General features: G+C 63.4%; 17 protein-coding genes and 1 pseudogene. 11 read left to right on the top strand and 7 right to left on the bottom strand.

From position 1 onward, the window contains the following. Window positions 1-4: 4 nt before the first annotated feature. From sucC to FCU66_RS33760, 3 genes and pseudogenes are all read right to left on the bottom strand, one after another. Window positions 5-1,198 carry an ADP-forming succinate--CoA ligase subunit beta gene (sucC, locus tag FCU66_RS33775; protein ID WP_136622134.1) on the bottom strand — a complete coding sequence of 398 codons (1,194 nt, stop codon included), beginning with the start codon at window positions 1,196-1,198 and terminating at the stop codon, window positions 5-7. A 16-nt stretch (window positions 1,199-1,214) separates the two neighbouring features. Then, entirely contained in the window at window positions 1,215-2,183 is a 969-nt protein-coding gene (gene mdh / locus FCU66_RS33770; protein WP_136622133.1) for a malate dehydrogenase, read from the bottom strand. A gap of 500 nt (window positions 2,184-2,683) precedes the next feature. Beyond that, a pseudogene (locus tag FCU66_RS33760) lies at window positions 2,684-2,833 on the bottom strand (cell division protein ZapE); the annotation flags it as partial. A 127-nt stretch (window positions 2,834-2,960) separates the two neighbouring features. Between FCU66_RS33760 and FCU66_RS33755 the strand changes: the two are divergent. Then, the gene (locus FCU66_RS33755; protein ID WP_136622132.1) at window positions 2,961-3,299 is read left to right on the top strand and encodes a hypothetical protein; all 339 of its coding nucleotides are present in this window, start codon (window positions 2,961-2,963) and stop codon (window positions 3,297-3,299) included. A gap of 6 nt (window positions 3,300-3,305) precedes the next feature. Here the strand turns inward: FCU66_RS33755 and zapE are convergent, their stop codons facing one another. Both zapE and FCU66_RS33745 read right to left on the bottom strand, forming a co-directional pair. Then, the gene (gene zapE / locus FCU66_RS33750) at window positions 3,306-4,529 is read right to left on the bottom strand and encodes a cell division protein ZapE (protein WP_136622131.1); all 1,224 of its coding nucleotides are present in this window, start codon (window positions 4,527-4,529) and stop codon (window positions 3,306-3,308) included. A gap of 81 nt (window positions 4,530-4,610) precedes the next feature. Beyond that, window positions 4,611-5,150, bottom strand: coding sequence for a protease inhibitor Inh/omp19 family protein (locus tag FCU66_RS33745; protein WP_056585733.1), 540 nt, complete (start codon window positions 5,148-5,150; stop codon window positions 4,611-4,613). A gap of 245 nt (window positions 5,151-5,395) precedes the next feature. Between FCU66_RS33745 and FCU66_RS33740 the strand changes: the two genes are divergently transcribed. The 9 genes from FCU66_RS33740 (at window position 5,396) to FCU66_RS33700 (ending at window position 13,616) form a co-directional block, all read left to right on the top strand. Then, complete coding sequence (locus FCU66_RS33740; protein ID WP_425462882.1) at window positions 5,396-6,451, top strand: MBL fold metallo-hydrolase; 1,056 nt, start codon at window positions 5,396-5,398, stop codon at window positions 6,449-6,451. 71 nt (window positions 6,452-6,522) lie between these two features. Further along, on the top strand, window positions 6,523-7,089 hold the full coding sequence (locus FCU66_RS33735) for a hypothetical protein (protein ID WP_136622129.1): 567 nt from the start codon (window positions 6,523-6,525) through the stop codon (window positions 7,087-7,089). Between the two features lie 99 nt (window positions 7,090-7,188). After that, entirely contained in the window at window positions 7,189-7,350 is a 162-nt protein-coding gene (locus FCU66_RS33730; protein ID WP_082525393.1) for a DUF1328 family protein, read from the top strand. A 95-nt stretch (window positions 7,351-7,445) separates the two neighbouring features. After that, entirely contained in the window at window positions 7,446-8,330 is an 885-nt protein-coding gene (gene dapF, locus FCU66_RS33725) for a diaminopimelate epimerase (protein WP_136622128.1), read from the top strand. Next, window positions 8,330-9,643 carry a tRNA (N(6)-L-threonylcarbamoyladenosine(37)-C(2))-methylthiotransferase MtaB gene (gene mtaB / locus FCU66_RS33720; protein ID WP_136622127.1) on the top strand — a complete coding sequence of 438 codons (1,314 nt, stop codon included), beginning with the start codon at window positions 8,330-8,332 and terminating at the stop codon, window positions 9,641-9,643. Before dapF ends, mtaB begins: the two co-directional genes overlap by 1 nt. A 12-nt stretch (window positions 9,644-9,655) precedes the next feature. Continuing rightward, the gene (gene ftsY / locus FCU66_RS33715) at window positions 9,656-11,596 is read left to right on the top strand and encodes a signal recognition particle-docking protein FtsY (RefSeq protein WP_136622126.1); all 1,941 of its coding nucleotides are present in this window, start codon (window positions 9,656-9,658) and stop codon (window positions 11,594-11,596) included. A gap of 61 nt (window positions 11,597-11,657) precedes the next feature. Next, window positions 11,658-12,332, top strand: a complete 675-nt coding sequence (locus FCU66_RS33710) for a septation protein A (RefSeq protein ID WP_136622125.1) — start codon at window positions 11,658-11,660, stop codon at window positions 12,330-12,332. Between the two features lie 93 nt (window positions 12,333-12,425). Then, a complete protein-coding gene (locus tag FCU66_RS33705; RefSeq protein WP_136622124.1) occupies window positions 12,426-13,046 on the top strand; it encodes a pyridoxamine 5'-phosphate oxidase family protein in 621 nt (206 codons plus the stop codon). Between the two features lie 39 nt (window positions 13,047-13,085). Continuing rightward, complete coding sequence (locus tag FCU66_RS33700) at window positions 13,086-13,616, top strand: NADPH-dependent FMN reductase (RefSeq protein ID WP_136622123.1); 531 nt, start codon at window positions 13,086-13,088, stop codon at window positions 13,614-13,616. Window positions 13,617-13,926: 310 nt separating this feature from the next. On the opposite strand, the gene FCU66_RS33690 is transcribed toward FCU66_RS33700, so the two are convergent. Beyond that, a complete protein-coding gene (locus FCU66_RS33690) occupies window positions 13,927-14,136 on the bottom strand; it encodes a tautomerase family protein (RefSeq protein ID WP_136622121.1) in 210 nt (69 codons plus the stop codon). A gap of 75 nt (window positions 14,137-14,211) precedes the next feature. Continuing rightward, on the bottom strand, window positions 14,212-15,132 hold the full coding sequence (locus tag FCU66_RS33685; protein ID WP_136622120.1) for an SMP-30/gluconolactonase/LRE family protein: 921 nt from the start codon (window positions 15,130-15,132) through the stop codon (window positions 14,212-14,214). A gap of 270 nt (window positions 15,133-15,402) precedes the next feature. Here FCU66_RS33685 and FCU66_RS33680 point away from each other — a divergent pair, with 270 nt between their 5' ends. Next, a complete protein-coding gene (locus tag FCU66_RS33680) occupies window positions 15,403-15,570 on the top strand; it encodes a hypothetical protein (RefSeq protein WP_081738754.1) in 168 nt (55 codons plus the stop codon). Window positions 15,571-15,573 lie beyond the last annotated feature (3 nt).

Below are 15,573 nucleotides of genomic sequence, written 5' to 3'. Positions count from 1 at the left end.
CAGATCAGCCCTTCACCGCCGCCACGATCTTCTTGGCCGCATCGTCGAGATCGTCGGCCGAAACGACGTTGAGGCCGCTGTCGTTGATGATCTTCTTGCCGAGCTCGGCATTGGTGCCTTCCAGGCGCACCACCAGCGGTACTTCCAGGCCGACTTCCTTGACCGCGGCAATGACGCCCTCGGCAATGATGTCGCATTTCATGATGCCGCCGAAGATGTTGATCAGGATGCCCTTGACCGCCGGATCCCTGGTGATGATCTTGAACGCCGCCGTCACCTTCTCCTTGGACGCACCACCGCCGACATCGAGGAAGTTGGCGGGCTCGGCGCCATAGAGCTTGATGATGTCCATCGTCGCCATGGCAAGGCCCGCGCCGTTGACCATGCAGCCGATATTGCCGTCGAGCGCGACATAGGCGAGGTCGTATTTCGACGCCTCGATCTCCTTCTCGTCCTCTTCGGTGGTGTCGCGCAGCTCGAGCACATCGGGGTGACGGAACAGCGCGTTGTTGTCGAACGACACCTTTGCGTCGAGCACGCGCAGCCGGCCGTTCTTCATGACGATCAGCGGGTTGACCTCGAGCAGGCTCATGTCCTTCTCGACAAAGGCCTTGTAGAGGATCGGGAACAGCGTATTGCTATCTTGTGCCGCGTCGCCGTCGAGCTTCAGCGCGCCGTTGAGCGCCTTCAGATCGGCTGATGTGACGCCCTTTTCCGGATCGATGGCGACGGTGATGATCTTTTCCGGCGTGTCATGAGCGACCGCCTCGATGTCCATGCCGCCCTCGGTCGAGACGACGAAGGCGATGCGGCCGACCGAACGGTCGACCAGGATCGACAGATAGAGCTCGCGTTCGATGTCGGCGCCGTCCTCGATGTAGAGGCGGTTGACCTGCTTGCCGGCCGGGCCGGTCTGCTTGGTCACCAGCGTGTTGCCCAGCATCTCGTTGGCGTTGGCGACGACGTCGGCCACCGACTTGGCCAGCCGCACACCGCCCTTGGCGTCCGGGCCAAGCTCCTTGAATTTGCCCTTGCCGCGGCCGCCGGCATGGATCTGGCTCTTCACCACATAGAGCGGGCCCGGCAGCGCCTTGGCGGCGGCTTCCGCCTCGCTCGCCTTGAACACCGGCACGCCTTCGGCCACCGGCGCGCCGAACGACTTCAGCAGCGCCTTGCCCTGATACTCATGGATGTTCATCTGGATTTGCTCCGGTTTACTTCGAGGCGAGTTGCGGCGCGATCTTGACGCAGGCCTCGGTCAGGCCCTGCACCGTCGCCACCGAACTGTCGAACATCTTCTGCTCGGCCTTGTTGAGGTCGATCTCGATGATGCGTTCGACACCGCCGGCGCCGATCACCACGGGAACGCCGACATAAGTGTTCTTGACGCCATACTGGCCGGAGAGATACGCCGCGCACGGCAGCACGCGCTTCTTGTCCTTGAGATAGGCTTCGGCCATCTGGATTGCCGAGGCGGCCGGCGCATAATATGCCGAGCCGGTCTTGAGCAGGCCGACGATCTCGGCGCCGCCGTCGCGGGTGCGCTGCACGATCTGGTCGAGCTTCTCCTTCGAGGTCCAGCCCATCTTGATGAGATCGGGCAGCGGAATGCCTGATACCGTCGAGTAGCGGATCATTGGCACCATGGAATCGCCGTGGCCGCCGAGCACGAAGGCGGTCACGTCCTCGACCGAGACCTTGAATTCCTCGGCCAGGAAATAGCGGAAGCGCGCGCTGTCGAGCACGCCGGCCATGCCGACGACATGGCTCTTGGGCAGGCCGGAAAACTTCTGCAGCGCCCAGACCATGGCGTCGAGCGGATTGGTGATGCAGATGACGAAGGCCTTCGGCGCGTATTTCTTCAAGCCGGCGCCGACCTGCTCCATGACCTTGAGGTTGATCCCCAGAAGGTCGTCACGGCTCATGCCCGGCTTGCGCGGCACGCCGGCGGTGACGATGCAGACATCGGCCCCCTCGATGCCGGCATAATCATTGATGCCGGTGAGGCGGCTGTCGAAGCCATCGACCGGCGACGACTGCGCGATATCGAGCCCCTTGCCCTGCGGGGTACCCTCGGCAATATCGAACAGCACCACGTCGCCGAGGTCCTTGAGGCCGATCATGTGGGCGAGCGTGCCGCCGATCATGCCAGAGCCGATGAGCGCTATCTTGTTGCGTGCCATGTGAGGATGTTTTCCCTTTGTCAGTGACGACGTCTCAAACCTTTTAACGACTTGATGGCGGCGTGGAAGAAGAGGCCGGAATGCTGCGGGGAAACCGCGAATTTTCGCCGCACCCAATAGCCCCGGTGCGATATAAATTCAAACGATTATTTCGGAGCTAGCATTTTCAATCGGTTAGAGTGTTTGGGATTTACGTAAACGTCAAAGTTTGTAAGCCGACTTTGGGGGAATTTACACAATGAAGATGGAGATCGTAAGGCTATACCCGGGCGATGACGCCCTTGTGATGCGGGTCGCCAAATCTCCTCCCTCGAGGGGGAGATGTCGCCAAAGGCGACAGAGGGGGTCGCCGCGCGTGAAGCGCTGGCGCCATCCGTGCCGCGCCCGGTCGAACCAACCCCCTCTGGCCTGCCGGCCATCTCCCCCTCGAGGGAGGAGATCGATCGTCGCGCCGGTTTCACCAACCACCAACGATGCAGGCGGATGGCGAACCTATGTCTTTAAGCCTGCGCCTGCTGCGCTTCTGGCGCCGCCTTCGCCTTCTGCCTCTCCGCCCAATCCTCAAGCCAGTCGCGGCTTTGCATCTCGATCAGCCGCGATGCCGTGCGCTCGAACTCGAAGACCTCGACGCCGCGTTTGGCCACATGGAGCGGCGGCAGCGGGACTTGGGCGGTTGGCATCAGCCGCCCGCGCCCCATGTATCTGGCTATATGTACCTGGCGATACGGTGGCAGAGTCCTTCGTGCGCTTTGCGGCCACGACAACAAGGAGTTAGCCATGACCGAAACGGAGCCGCTCATTCTGCGTCGCTGGTCGTCCGTCATCCGCACACAGGATCGGGCTGCCTATGCCGCCTATGTCGGCAGGACAGGAGGCCTCGATTACGCGGCCACGGCCGGCAATCGCGGTTTCCAGATGCTCATGCGCGATCGTGGTGACGGATCGACGGAGATCGTCACATTGAGCTGGTGGACATCCATGGACGCCGTGCGCGGCTTTGCCGGCGATGCTCCGGAACTGGCCCGCTACTACCCGGAAGACGATCGCTATCTCCTGGAGAAATCCGAGTTCGTCGATCACTACACTGTTGTTGCCGGAATTCTTCCACCCGCCTGAAACAGCTCAGGTCGTGGCGACGGGAGGCTCGCCGTGCCGGTCTTCCGGCTTCTTTGTCTGATCCCTGGCCTTCTGCCTTTCCGCCCAATCCTCCAGCCAGTCGCGGCTTTGCATCTCGATCAGCCGCGATGCCGTGCGCTCGAACTCGAAGACCTCGACGCCGCGCTTGGCCACATAAAGCTGCGATGGCGGGGCTTCGGCACTCACCACCAGCCGCACACGATGGTCGTAGAGCGTGTCGATCAAAAGGATAAAGCGCTTGGCCTCATTGCGCTTGCCTTCGCCGAGTACTGGGACGTGGTCGATGAAGACGGTCGAAAAGCGCCCGGCGATCGCCAGGAAATCGCGGGCGCCGAGCGGCTTTTCGCAGAGATCAGCGAAGGAGAACCGCGCCGCATCGCCCGCCGCACGCGGCACGACCACGTGCCGGCCTTTGAGCGCCAGCGACGTCTGCGCCTCTGGCGCCCCGCGCGTCATGGCTTGCCAGGCCTCGTCGAGCACCTGGTCGGCCGCCGCATCGGCCGGCGTGAGATAGACCGGCGTGCGGGTGAGCTTTTCCAGCCGGTAGTCCTTGTCGGCATCGAGCCCCAACACCTGTGCATGCCGCTCCAGAATGCCGATGAACGGCCGGAAAAGCTGGCGGTTCAGCCCGTCGCTGTAAAGATTTTCCGGCGCCACGTTCGAGGTGGCGACCAGCACCACGCCGCTGGCAAACAGCGCCGAAAACAACCTGGACAGGATCATCGCGTCGGCAATGTCGGTGACCGAGAACTCGTCGAAGCACAGCACCCAGGCCTGCTCGGCAAGAGCCTTGGCCACGGGCGGGATCGGATCGTCTTCCTTCACGTCGCCATTCTTGCGCGCCTGCCGATGCTTCTGGATACGGTCCTGCACGTCGGCCATGAAGTCGTTGAAATGGACGCGGCGCTTGCGCCGCACCGGCAGCAAGTCGAAGAACATGTCCATCAGCATGGTCTTGCCGCGGCCGACGCCGCCATGGATGTAGAGGCCTTTGACCGCCTCGTGCGTCTCGCGCTTGCGGGCAAACAGCCAGCCCAGCGCACTCGACTTGTGCGCCAGCCGCTTGGCCGAGATCTCATCGATCAGCCGATCGAGCGCAGCCGCGATCCGTTCCTGCGCCGGATCGCGTTCGATCGCACTGGTTTCCACCAGATGGTCGTAGCGCTGCCTGACGGTCGCATGGGTCTGGAGGCCGTCACGCAGATGCATCGGTCACGTCGTTTGTTTTTATGCATGTCGTGTCCCGAAACCGGGGCCACTTCTGGGCGACATGCATTCGGAAGGACTAGCCTACCTTGTAAGCGAAATCGGCTGGCCGTTGGAAGTCTGGCCGTCGAATTTCGAGCCGCCCGAGGAATAGAGCCGCGCCAGCGCACCGCCACTCTCGTCATAGAGCGTCAGCTGCTTGCCGGCGACGTTCCACGACTTGATGCCGTCGATCGGTGCCGGGCAATGCAGCGGCCCGGCGCGGAAACCTGCGCCGAATTTGGTCTGCGGTGTCGCCACCTTGCAGCTCTGGCCGGAAACGCTGACGTTCCAGACGCCAGCGACGCTGGCGGCGGTCACGTCCGACGCACCGGCCGGCGCCGCGCCGTCCGGCGGCAGCGAGGCGACCTGCGTGTTCGCCGGGGCAGTGGGGAATTGCGACGGGTCGGTGGTGCCGGGCGATGCCGGCGGCGGCAACTGGTTCGCGGTCACCTTGCCGGCGGGCGCGGCCTCCAGCGGCGCGGGCTGCTGATCATCCATCGACGAGAAACGTGAGGTCGAACAGCCGCTCGCAACGAGCGCGGCCAGCGATACGGCCACCAGACCGGTTTTCGAAAAAGTCATTCCAACCTCCGTCGGATCCGGCTGGGGGGAAGCCGTCCGCACAATCTCACCTCCACCAAGATGGAGAAGGTGGCGAAATTTCAACCCGATATGGTTAAAATACGGTTTGCGGCAAGATTTGTTGCAAATTTATCGCAATCGCGATGGCATGGGCCGCTTGTCGCGCGTCGCCCCGGGATCCCAGTCGACACAGAGCCGCCCTGGCATTCGGCGGTCAGATGCTTGCGCGAGCCGGCGCAGCCCCTATGTCAGGGAGACGAAACCCTGCTGGAGCCGCAAATTTGGCCGCGAGAAAGACAGCCGCCAATCGCTACTACAGCGGCCCGCCCAGCGACCATTTCGACGGCACATTGTTCTTCAATCCCGACGGCCAGCCGCCCGGCCGTTTCGCCGACCTGCTGAAATGGCAGTTGAATGGCAAGCGCTCGAAATGGCCGGCGGCCAATCCAAGCCCCTTTCCGCAGGCAAAACCGGCCGCGAAGATCGAAGGCGCCGCGCTGGAAGTGACGATGGTCGGCCATTCCACCTTGCTGATCCAGACGGCCGGGATGAACATCCTCACCGATCCGGTGTGGTCGCTGCGCGCGTCGCCGCTTTCCTTCGCCGGACCAAAACGCATCAATCCGCCAGGCATCGCCTTTGCCGACCTGCCGCCGATCGACCTCGTGCTGGTCAGCCACAACCATTACGACCATCTCGACCTCGCCACGTTGAAGCGGCTGAAGGCCGGCCACGATCCGCTGGTGCTCATCCCGCTCGGCAACGACGCCATCATAGAGGCCGCCGTGCCCGGCATGCGGTTGTCGGCGCATGACTGGGGCGACAGGGTCGAGGTCGGCAATGGAGTCGCCGTCCATGTCGAGCCGGTGCATCACTGGTCGGCGCGTGGCGCCCGCGACCGGCGCATGGCGCTGTGGGCCGGCTTCGTCATCGAAACGCCTGATAGCAAGCTCTATTTCGCCGGTGACACCGGCTTCCACGATGGCATCAACTACCGGCTGATGGCTGAGAAACATGGCGGTTTCCGCTTCGCCATCCTGCCGATCGGCGCCTATGAGCCGCGCTGGTTCATGGCGCCGCAGCACCAAAATCCTGGGGAAGCCGTGCAAGGCATGACGCTGTGCAATGCCGCTTTCGCCGCCGGCTGCCACCGGGGCACCTTCCAGCTCACCGACGAACCGATCGATGAGCCGGCGCGGAAATTGACCGAGGCGCTCGAGGATCAAGGTATCCCGAAGCAACGCTTTCGCGCCTTGCGGCCAGGCGAGGTCTGGACCGTGCCTGAGATCGGGCGCGGCTGACGTCTGCATTGGCCATTTACGGCCCGGTCATTTTCGCAGATGGTCCGCCCGACAGGCAAAGGGGGATTCAGATGAAATCGATCATGGCAGTTCTGATGGCGTTGGCGATTTCGACGCCGTGCGCTTTCGCAGGCGAAATCGGCGACCGCGCCGCGGAAGCCGAAAAGCTGCTGCAATCGGGTGACGGCGCCGGCGCGCTGGACAAATTCCGCAGCGCCGAGGAAGCCCTTTGGCAAGCGATGCCGCTGGCTGTCCAGAACGTCAAACAGGTCGATTCCGCAAGCGGTTTCGGCATCTACAGCGAGCGTGCCAATCACATCTACAAGCCCGGCGAGAAGATCGTGCTGTATATGGAGCCTGTTGGCTATGGCTACGGCTCGGACGGCCTCGGCAACAGCATGATCGCGCTGTCCGTCGACATCACGGTGGTTTCATCGGCCGGCGAGACGCTCGGCACGAGCGAGAAGGTCGGCCGTGTCCAGGTCGCCTCCCGCTCGCACAACCGCGAGCTGTTCTTCAAGCTGGACCTCTCCCTCGACGGCCTGCCGGCCGGCAAATACCGCTGCGACTTCCTCATGCATGACGAGAATTCGAGCAAGACGGCGCCCTTCACCACTGATATCGAGATCGCCGGCTAGATCTCATCAAGGGCAACGGCCTCGCAGCCGACGGGAACCCAAGAGCGGCAGACGCGTTTTCTTGCGGTTTCAAAGTCAGACGGTTTGCGAGGCATTCCCATGCTCAAATGGATCATCATTCTCCTCATCGTCGCCGCTGCGGCGAGCCTCCTCGGCATGCCGGCGCTGGCAGGTGCCGCCGCCACCGGCGCGCGCATCCTCATCGGCATCGTTCTGGTCATCTTCCTGCTGGTGGTGCTGGGCATCTTCGCCGTCACGTAAGTCCGGCGCCTTCGCCGTGACTAAGCGCCTGCGCACTGGTAATTCCCGCCCGTTTCCGCCATATAGCGCCAAACGGACACGGAATTTTCGGAGCAATGGCCAGCACTGCCCCTTTCGCCAAGATGAACGGCATCGGCAACGAGATCATCGTCGCCGATATGCGTAGCCGTGCCGATCGGGTGACCGCGGCGGCGGCGATCGCGCTGAACGCCGATGCCGCGACCAGCTTCGACCAGATCATGGCGATCCACGACGCCAGGACGCCGGGCACCGCCTTTTTCATCGACATATTGAATTCCGACGGAACCGGCGCGCAGGCCTGCGGCAACGGCATGCGCTGCGTTGTCCAGGCGCTGGCCGCCGAGACCGGCCAGAAGACCTTCACCTTCGAGACCGTTGCCGGCATCCTCAACGCGCGCGAACATGCCGACGGGTCGATCTCGGTCGACATGGGCACGCCGCGTTTCGGCTGGCAGGACATTCCGCTGGCCGAGGAATTCCGCGACACCCGCATGATCGAGCTGCAGATCGGCCCGATCGACGCACCCGTGCTGCACTCGCCCTCGGTCGTCTCGATGGGCAATCCGCACGCCATCTTCTGGGTCGACAACGACGTCTGGTCCTATGAGCTCGACCGCTTCGGCCCGCTGCTCGAGAACCACCCGATGTTCCCCGAGCGCGCCAACATAACCATCGCGCAGGTTACCTCGCCCGAGACGATGGTCATCCGCACCTGGGAGCGCGGCGCCGGCCTGACCAAGGCCTGCGGCTCGGCCTCCTGCGCCGCCGTTGTTGCCGCGGCTCGCACCAACCGGACCGGCCGCGGCGTCAGCCTGTTGACCCCCGGCGGCGGCACGCTGCATGTCGAATGGCGCGACGATGACCACGTCATCCTCACCGGCGCTGCCGAATGGGAATTTTCCGGCAGCTTCGATCCGTCGACCGGAACATGGGCCCGCGACACCGAAAGCGCGGCCTGATGTCCGCTCTCTCCAAGGGCCCAATCTCCAGGGGCATCGATGTGGTGACCTTCGGCTGCCGGCTGAACACCTATGAATCCGAGGTGATGCGGCGCGAGGCTGAAACTGCCGGCCTCGGCGCGCTGGAAGGCGGCGCCGTGATCTTCAACACCTGCGCCGTCACCGGCGAAGCCGTGCGCCAGGCCAAACAGGCGATCCGCAAGGCGCGCCGTGACAACCCGCGGGCGCGCATCATCGTCACCGGCTGCGCCGCGCAGACCGAGCCTGAAAAATTCGCCGCCATGGACGAAGTCGATCTCGTGCTTGGCAATGAGGAGAAGCTGAGGGCGAACGCCTATCGCGCACTGCCGGATTTCGGCGTCAACGACACCGAGAAGGCGCGCGTCAACGACATCTTTTCGGTGCGCGAGACCGCCGGCCATATGGTCGACGCCATCGAGGGCCGGGCGCGCGCCTTCGTCCAGGTGCAGAACGGCTGCGACCACCGCTGCACCTTCTGCATCATTCCCTACGGCCGCGGCAATTCGCGTTCGGTGCCGATGGGCGCCGTGGTCGAGCAGGTCAAGCGGCTCGCCGGCAACGGCTATGCCGAGATCGTGCTGACCGGCGTCGACATGACCAGTTTTGGTGCCGACCTTCCGGGCGCGCCAAAGCTTGGCAGGCTGGTGAAGACCATTCTCAAGCAGGTGCCCGATGTGAAGCGGCTGCGGCTGTCCTCCATCGATTCGATCGAAGCCGACGACGACTTGCTCGACGCCATCGCCACCGAGCCCAGACTGATGCCACATCTGCATCTGTCGCTGCAGTCGGGCGACGACATGATTTTAAAGCGCATGAAGCGCCGCCATCTGCGCGATCAGTCGATCCGCTTCTGCGAGGATGTGCGCAAGCTGCGCCCCGGCATCGTCTTCGGCGCCGACATCATCGCCGGCTTCCCGACCGAAACGGATGAGATGTTCGAGAACTCGGAAAAAATCGTCGAGGAGTGTGGCCTGACCCATCTCCACGTCTTCCCGTTCAGCCCACGCGAAGGCACGCCCGCCGCGCGCATGCCGCAGCTCCGCCGTGAGGTGGTCAAGCAGCGCGCCGCCCGGCTGCGCGCCGCCGGTGAAGTTGCATATCGCCGCCATCTGTCGTCGCTCACTGGTACGCGTCAGTCGATCCTGATCGAGCGCGACGGCCTTGGCCGCACCGAGGGTTTTACGCTTGCCGCACTCGGCACGGGCGCACCGGGTGAGATCGTCGAGGCCGACATATCAGGCCACGATGGTATCAGGCTGATCGCGGCGCCCCTTGCCGCCCGCGCCGCCTGAGAAACGCAAAGCATGGCTGGTTTTTTCAAGAAGATATTTTCGTTCGGCAAGAAAGAGGTGGTCGAGGAGCGGATCGACGAGACCGCCCCGCTGCCGCCGATCAAATGGGAAGCGCTCGATGCGCTGAAGCCGGCGGCCGAGCAGGTCGTTCCGGAGTTCTTGAAGCGCGACGAGCCGCGGCCCGAGGCGGAAACGATGCCGACGGTCGAGCCGGAGGTAGTTCCCGCGCCGGAACCGGCGCCTCTCGAGGAACCAGCGCCCGAGGCGGCGCCGGTCGTTCCGCCGACGCCCGAGCCGACTGTTCCGTCGGAACCGCTGCCGGAGCCCCCGCCGAAAGAGGAACCGGCACCCGAGACGCCTGCTGAGCCGCCGGCGCCCGAGGAGATACCAACACCTCCCGCCGTTCCGGAGCCTGCTCCGGAGCCGCAGCCGCAGCCGCAAGAGGTACCACCACTTGTACCGGCCGAGCCGGAGATCGTCCCGTCACGCCCGGAAAAACAGCCGGAACCGGCCCCGGTCGAAGTGCCGATGCCTGCCGATGTTCCGGCAGAGACACCAGCCCCGATCGAGGTACCGACACCGGTGCCGTCCCCTCTTCAGCCGTCTTCCGACATCGACGCCGCCCCTCATCCGCCTGCCGGCACCTTCTCCCCGTATAGTGACGGGGAGAAGGGAGCTAGCGATGTCGCCGCGCCTCCTCGTTCAGACATCGAAAAAGAAGCCCCAACGCTGACGCCCCCCTCTCCCCGTTCTTCACGGGGAGAGGGTAAGGGTGAGGGGCAGCGCGAACCTGCGCAAGCCGTGGCACCTTCTGCCGAGGCTCCTCTAGCGAGTGAATCTGAAGCACCCGCCGCCGAAATCGCACCTCCCATTCGCCAGCCTCCGCCGGTAGAACCGCAGCCTGTCATTGCCGAAATCGCGACCGAACCGCAGGCCATTCCGCAACCTGCTCCAAGACCCGCACCCGGCAAGGTGACCGTCACCAAGAAGGTCGAGCAGAAGGCTGAACCGCAGAAGGCACCGGAGCCGGCGCCGAGGCGTTCATGGTTCCAGCGCATGAAGGACGGGCTTGCCCGTTCGTCCAAGGAACTCACCGGCAACATCGCCGGCGTCTTCACCAAGCGCAAGCTGGACGAGGAGACGCTGCAGGACCTGGAGGATGTGCTGATCCGTGCCGATCTCGGCATGGAGACGGCCTTGCGTGTCACCGATGCGCTGGCCGCCAGCCGCTACGGCAAGGATGTCTCGGACACCGAGGTTCGCGCCATCATGGCGGCCGAGGTGGAAAAGGTGCTGACCCACGTCGCCATGCCGCTGGAGCTCGATCTCTCGCACAAGCCGCATGTCATCCTGGTGGTCGGTGTCAACGGCACCGGCAAGACCACGACCATCGGCAAGCTGGCAGCCAAGCTCACCGATGGCGGCCTGTCGGTGATGCTCGCCGCCGGCGACACGTTCCGCGCCGCGGCGATCGAGCAGCTCAAGATTTGGGGCGAACGGACGAAATCGCCGGTCATCGCCTCCAAGATCGGCGCCGATGCCGCAGGGCTGGCCTATGACGCCTTCGAAAAGGCCAAAGAAGCCGGCTCAGACGTGCTGATCATCGACACCGCCGGCCGCCTGCAAAACAAGACCGAACTGATGGCGGAGCTCGAAAAGATCGTCCGCGTGCTGGGCAAGCTCGATCCGGAAGCACCGCACACCGTTTTGCAGACAGTCGACGCCACCACCGGCCAGAACGCGCTCAACCAGGTCGAGATCTTCCGCAATGTCGCCGGCGTCAACGGCCTTGTGATGACCAAGCTGGACGGCACGGCACGCGGCGGTATTCTGGTGGCGATCGCGGCCAAGCACAAATTGCCGGTCTATTTCATCGGCGTTGGCGAACAGGTCGACGACCTCGAACCGTTTTCAGCAAGCGAATTCGCCAGGGCGATCGCTGGAGTGGCGTAGCAAGCATGTCCCAAAAAGTTGCAGACTTTTTGGATCGGATCATGCGCAAGAAAGAGATTCCATGAACCCACCCATTCTCGAACGCGATCCGTCCGACCCGCAAAAACAGAAGAAGGAAAGCGTCAATCCGCTGCTCAAGCTGGTGCTGGAGCTGGGGCCGTTGATGGTGTTCTTCTTCGCCAATGCGCGCGGCGGATGGCTGGTGCAGAAATTCCCTGCCTTGGCCGAATTCGGCGGCCCGATCTTCGTTGCCACCGGCCTGTTCATGGCCGCCACGGCCATCGCGCTGATCGCTTCATGGTTGCTGTTGCGCACCTTGCCGATCATGCCGATGGTGTCGGGCGTCGTCGTCTTCATCTTCGGCGCGCTGACGCTCTATCTGCAGGACGACATCTTCATCAAGATGAAGCCGACCATCGTCAACACGCTGTTCGGCGGCGTGCTGCTCGGCGGCCTCTACTTCGGCAAGTCGCTGCTTGGCTATGTCTTCGATTCGGCCTTCAGCCTCGACGCCGAAGGCTGGCGCAAGCTGACCTTCCGCTGGGGCCTGTTCTTCCTGTTCCTGGCCCTTGCCAATGAAGTGGTGTGGCGGAATTTTTCCACCGACGCCTGGGTTACCTTCAAGGTCTGGGGCATCATGCCGATCACGCTTCTGTTCACCTTCAGCCAGATGCCGCTGATCCTGCGCCATTCGCTCGAGGACAAGACCGGGAAAGAAGAGAAGGCCGGCAAATAGAGCAATTCCAGGAAAAGTGTGAAGCGGTTTTCCCGGGAAAAGCGCGCAGCGCTTTCCCTAGGAAATTGCGTCAAAACAAATAGGGAGAGGCCCATGGAATTCGTCACCACGCGCGACCAGCTGAGGACGATCTACAAGACGCCGCGACCGACCGACGGCTCGATCCGCAAGGAATTGAAGGCGCTCGACGGCCATTGCCGCTCCTTCATCGGCAAGAGCCCCTTCGTTCTGATCGGCTCGTCCGACGGCGCCGGCAATGCCGACGTGACGCCGAAGGGCGACAAACCGGGCTTCGCCGCCGTGCTCGACGACACCACCATCGCCATCCCCGACCGGCCCGGCAACAACCGGCTCGACACGCTGGAGAACATCCTCCTCAATCCCTCGGTCGGCCTGCTCTTCCTCATTCCCGGCATGAACGAGACGCTGCGCGTCAACGGCGAGGCCCGCATCACCGTCGATGGTGGCCTGCGCGAGCGGCTTGCCGTCGACGGCAAGGAACCGCAAAGCGTTATCGTGGTCACCGTCAAGGCCACCTACATGCATTGCGCCAAGGCCTTCATGCGTTCGGATCTGTGGAAGCCAGAAACCTGGTACGATCGCGCGACGCTGCCGACGCTCGGCCAGATTCTGCGCGACCAGCTGGCGCTGGCCGATTCGGCCGAGGCGACCGACCGCTGGCTGGACGACGGCTACAAGCAGACGATGTGGTAGGTTTTCGGGACGACGATTCGTCCTGACCGGTTCCATATCTTGCTGAACATCCTTGCCATCTCCGGCAGCCTGCGGGCGGCCTCCACCAATTCAGCGCTGGTCGCCGCACTGGCGCGCAACGCACCACCCGGCTGTCGCGTCACCGTCTATGACGGGCTTGGCCGTCTGCCGATCTTCAACCCCGACGATGAGGGCGAGCGGACGCCGCTCGAAGCCTCCGCGCTGATCGATGCCGTCACCCAAGCCGACGGCGTTGTCATCTCCTGTCCGGAATATGCCCATGGCGTACCCGGCGGGCTGAAGAACGCCCTCGACTGGCTGGTCTCGCGCGACGCCGCTGTCGCCAAGCCTGCGATGCTGGTGCACGCCTCGCCGCGCTCGCTGTTTGCCCGCGCCGCACTGGACGAGATCATGCGCACCATGTCGTTCGCGCTTTGCGGCGATGTGCTGGAGATTGCCCTGCTCGGCAAGAAGCCGCCGGAGGTGGAGGCCATCCTGGCGGAGGCGGCGAGCCAGCCGGCGATGCATGATGCGCTGAATGCTTTCGCGGATTTCATTCGCGCACGTTGATGCTGAGCGGCCATCACCGCGCTTCGTCATCCTAGGGCGGAGCAAGGAGCGAAGCGACGCGGCGCGGACCCTAGGATCCATGCCGCGACCTTTGCCAGAAAATGCTGCGGTTCAGGAGGGGCGCAAGGCAGCCCGGCATTGGATACTACACGCGCTCGCCAAAAGCAGAATTGCACCGTTGTGCCCTGCTCGATAGTCGCGGCATGGATCCTAGGGTCTCCGCGACGTCGCTTCGCGACTGCTTCGCCCTAGGATGACGAAGAGGAGAGGTTTCCGCCAATCTCCAACGTCCAGCCGCAACGCCTTCGAATTACTTCCTGCTCCGCAGCGTCTCCACATCGGTCTTCCCCACATACCAGTCGCGGGCGTTGACCTCCTCGAAGACCACCCAGACATCGTCATTGCCGAGGCCGGTGGCGTCCATGATGGCCGCCGTGACCTTTTTGGCGATATCCGCCTTCTTGCCCGCCGGATCGGCGGCGATCACTTCCTTGACGATGCGGATGTTGACGAATGGCATTTTTGTCCTCCCGGGGATGTTCGTGCGCGCGACCCGCTTCGACGAAACTGTCGAACGGTCGCCAGTGCTCTGGTCTCAGTATGTCTTGGCACCGTTGACCATCAGCCGCACCATGTAGAGTGACGTGGTGCCGACGATGTAGAGGCAATTCAGCTTGTTGCCGCCGAACACGCAATTGGCGGTGACTTCCGGCACCTTGACCTTGCCGATCAGCGTGCCGTCCGGATCGTAGCAATGGATGCCGTCGGCGGCACTGGTCCAGATGCGTCCATCCTCGTCGAGCCGGAAACCGTCGAACAGGCCGGCCGTGCAGTCGGCGAAGATTTTTTCGCCGGAGACTTTCTTGCCGCCCTTGCCGACATTGAACACCCGCATATGCGCCGGATTCTGCGCGCCATGCGTGCGGCCGGTGTCGACGACATAGAGCTTGCTCTCGTCGAGCGAGAAGGCGAGCCCGTTGGGCCTGACCATGTCGGTGATGACGGCTTCGACCTCGCCGGTGCCGGGATCGACCCGGTAGACATGGCAGGCGCCGATCTCGCTCTCGGCCCTGTCGCCTTCATAGTCGGTGTCGATGCCGTAGCTCGGATCGGTGAACCAGATCGAGCCGTCCGACTTCACCACCGCATCGTTGGGCGAGTTCAGCCGCTTGCCCTTCCATTTGGCGGCGATGGTGGTGACCGAGCCGTCGAACTCGGTGCGGCTGACGCGGCGGCCGGAATGCTCGCAGGTGACCAGCCGGCCCTGCCGGTCGACGGTGTTGCCGTTGGAGTTGCTGGATGGCTGACGGAAGACGCTGACATTGCCGTCGGTCTCGTCGTAGCGCAGCATGCGGTTGTTGGGGATATCGGACCAGACGACATAGCGCCCGGCGGCGAACCAGGCTGGTCCTTCCGCCCACTGGCATCCGGTAAACAGCTTCTCGACCTGCGCGTTGCCGTTGAACAGGCGCGCGAAGCGTGGATCGAGAATTTCATAATAGTCTGCGGCCGCCATGCTTTTCCTCCCGGCATCAGTGACATCAGATCAAGCCAGCCGGCGGGACAGAAGGCAATGTGGGTACGCACAGTGCCATACAAAAAGCGCAGCCAAGACAGATCGCTTGCCGGCGCATGACGTCAGCGCCGCATTAACCGGCTATGCGTCCAGCGCAATGGTGCATTGCAACATCTTCTTTTTGCAACGCACCATTACTATGTCATGCTTCGTATCGATCAAGGGAGGAAGAAACCGCCGCCGAAATGCGGCGCCAAAAGGAACCTTGCTATGATCCTCGACAGTCTCATGACCCGCGCTCGCAACAGCATTGCCAAGCGCAAGCACTACAACCGCCTTGTCGCCGAAATCGACAGCTTTTCCAGCCGCGATCTGGCCGACATGCGCGCCGACCGCTCGGAAATGCTCTACCAGGTCCACAAGCAGATCTACGGCTGATCT

The organism is Mesorhizobium norvegicum (genome assembly GCF_004919685.1).
Classification (GTDB): Bacteria; Pseudomonadota; Alphaproteobacteria; order Rhizobiales; family Rhizobiaceae; genus Mesorhizobium; species Mesorhizobium norvegicum.
This window is presented reverse-complemented; position numbering and strand designations above follow the sequence as displayed.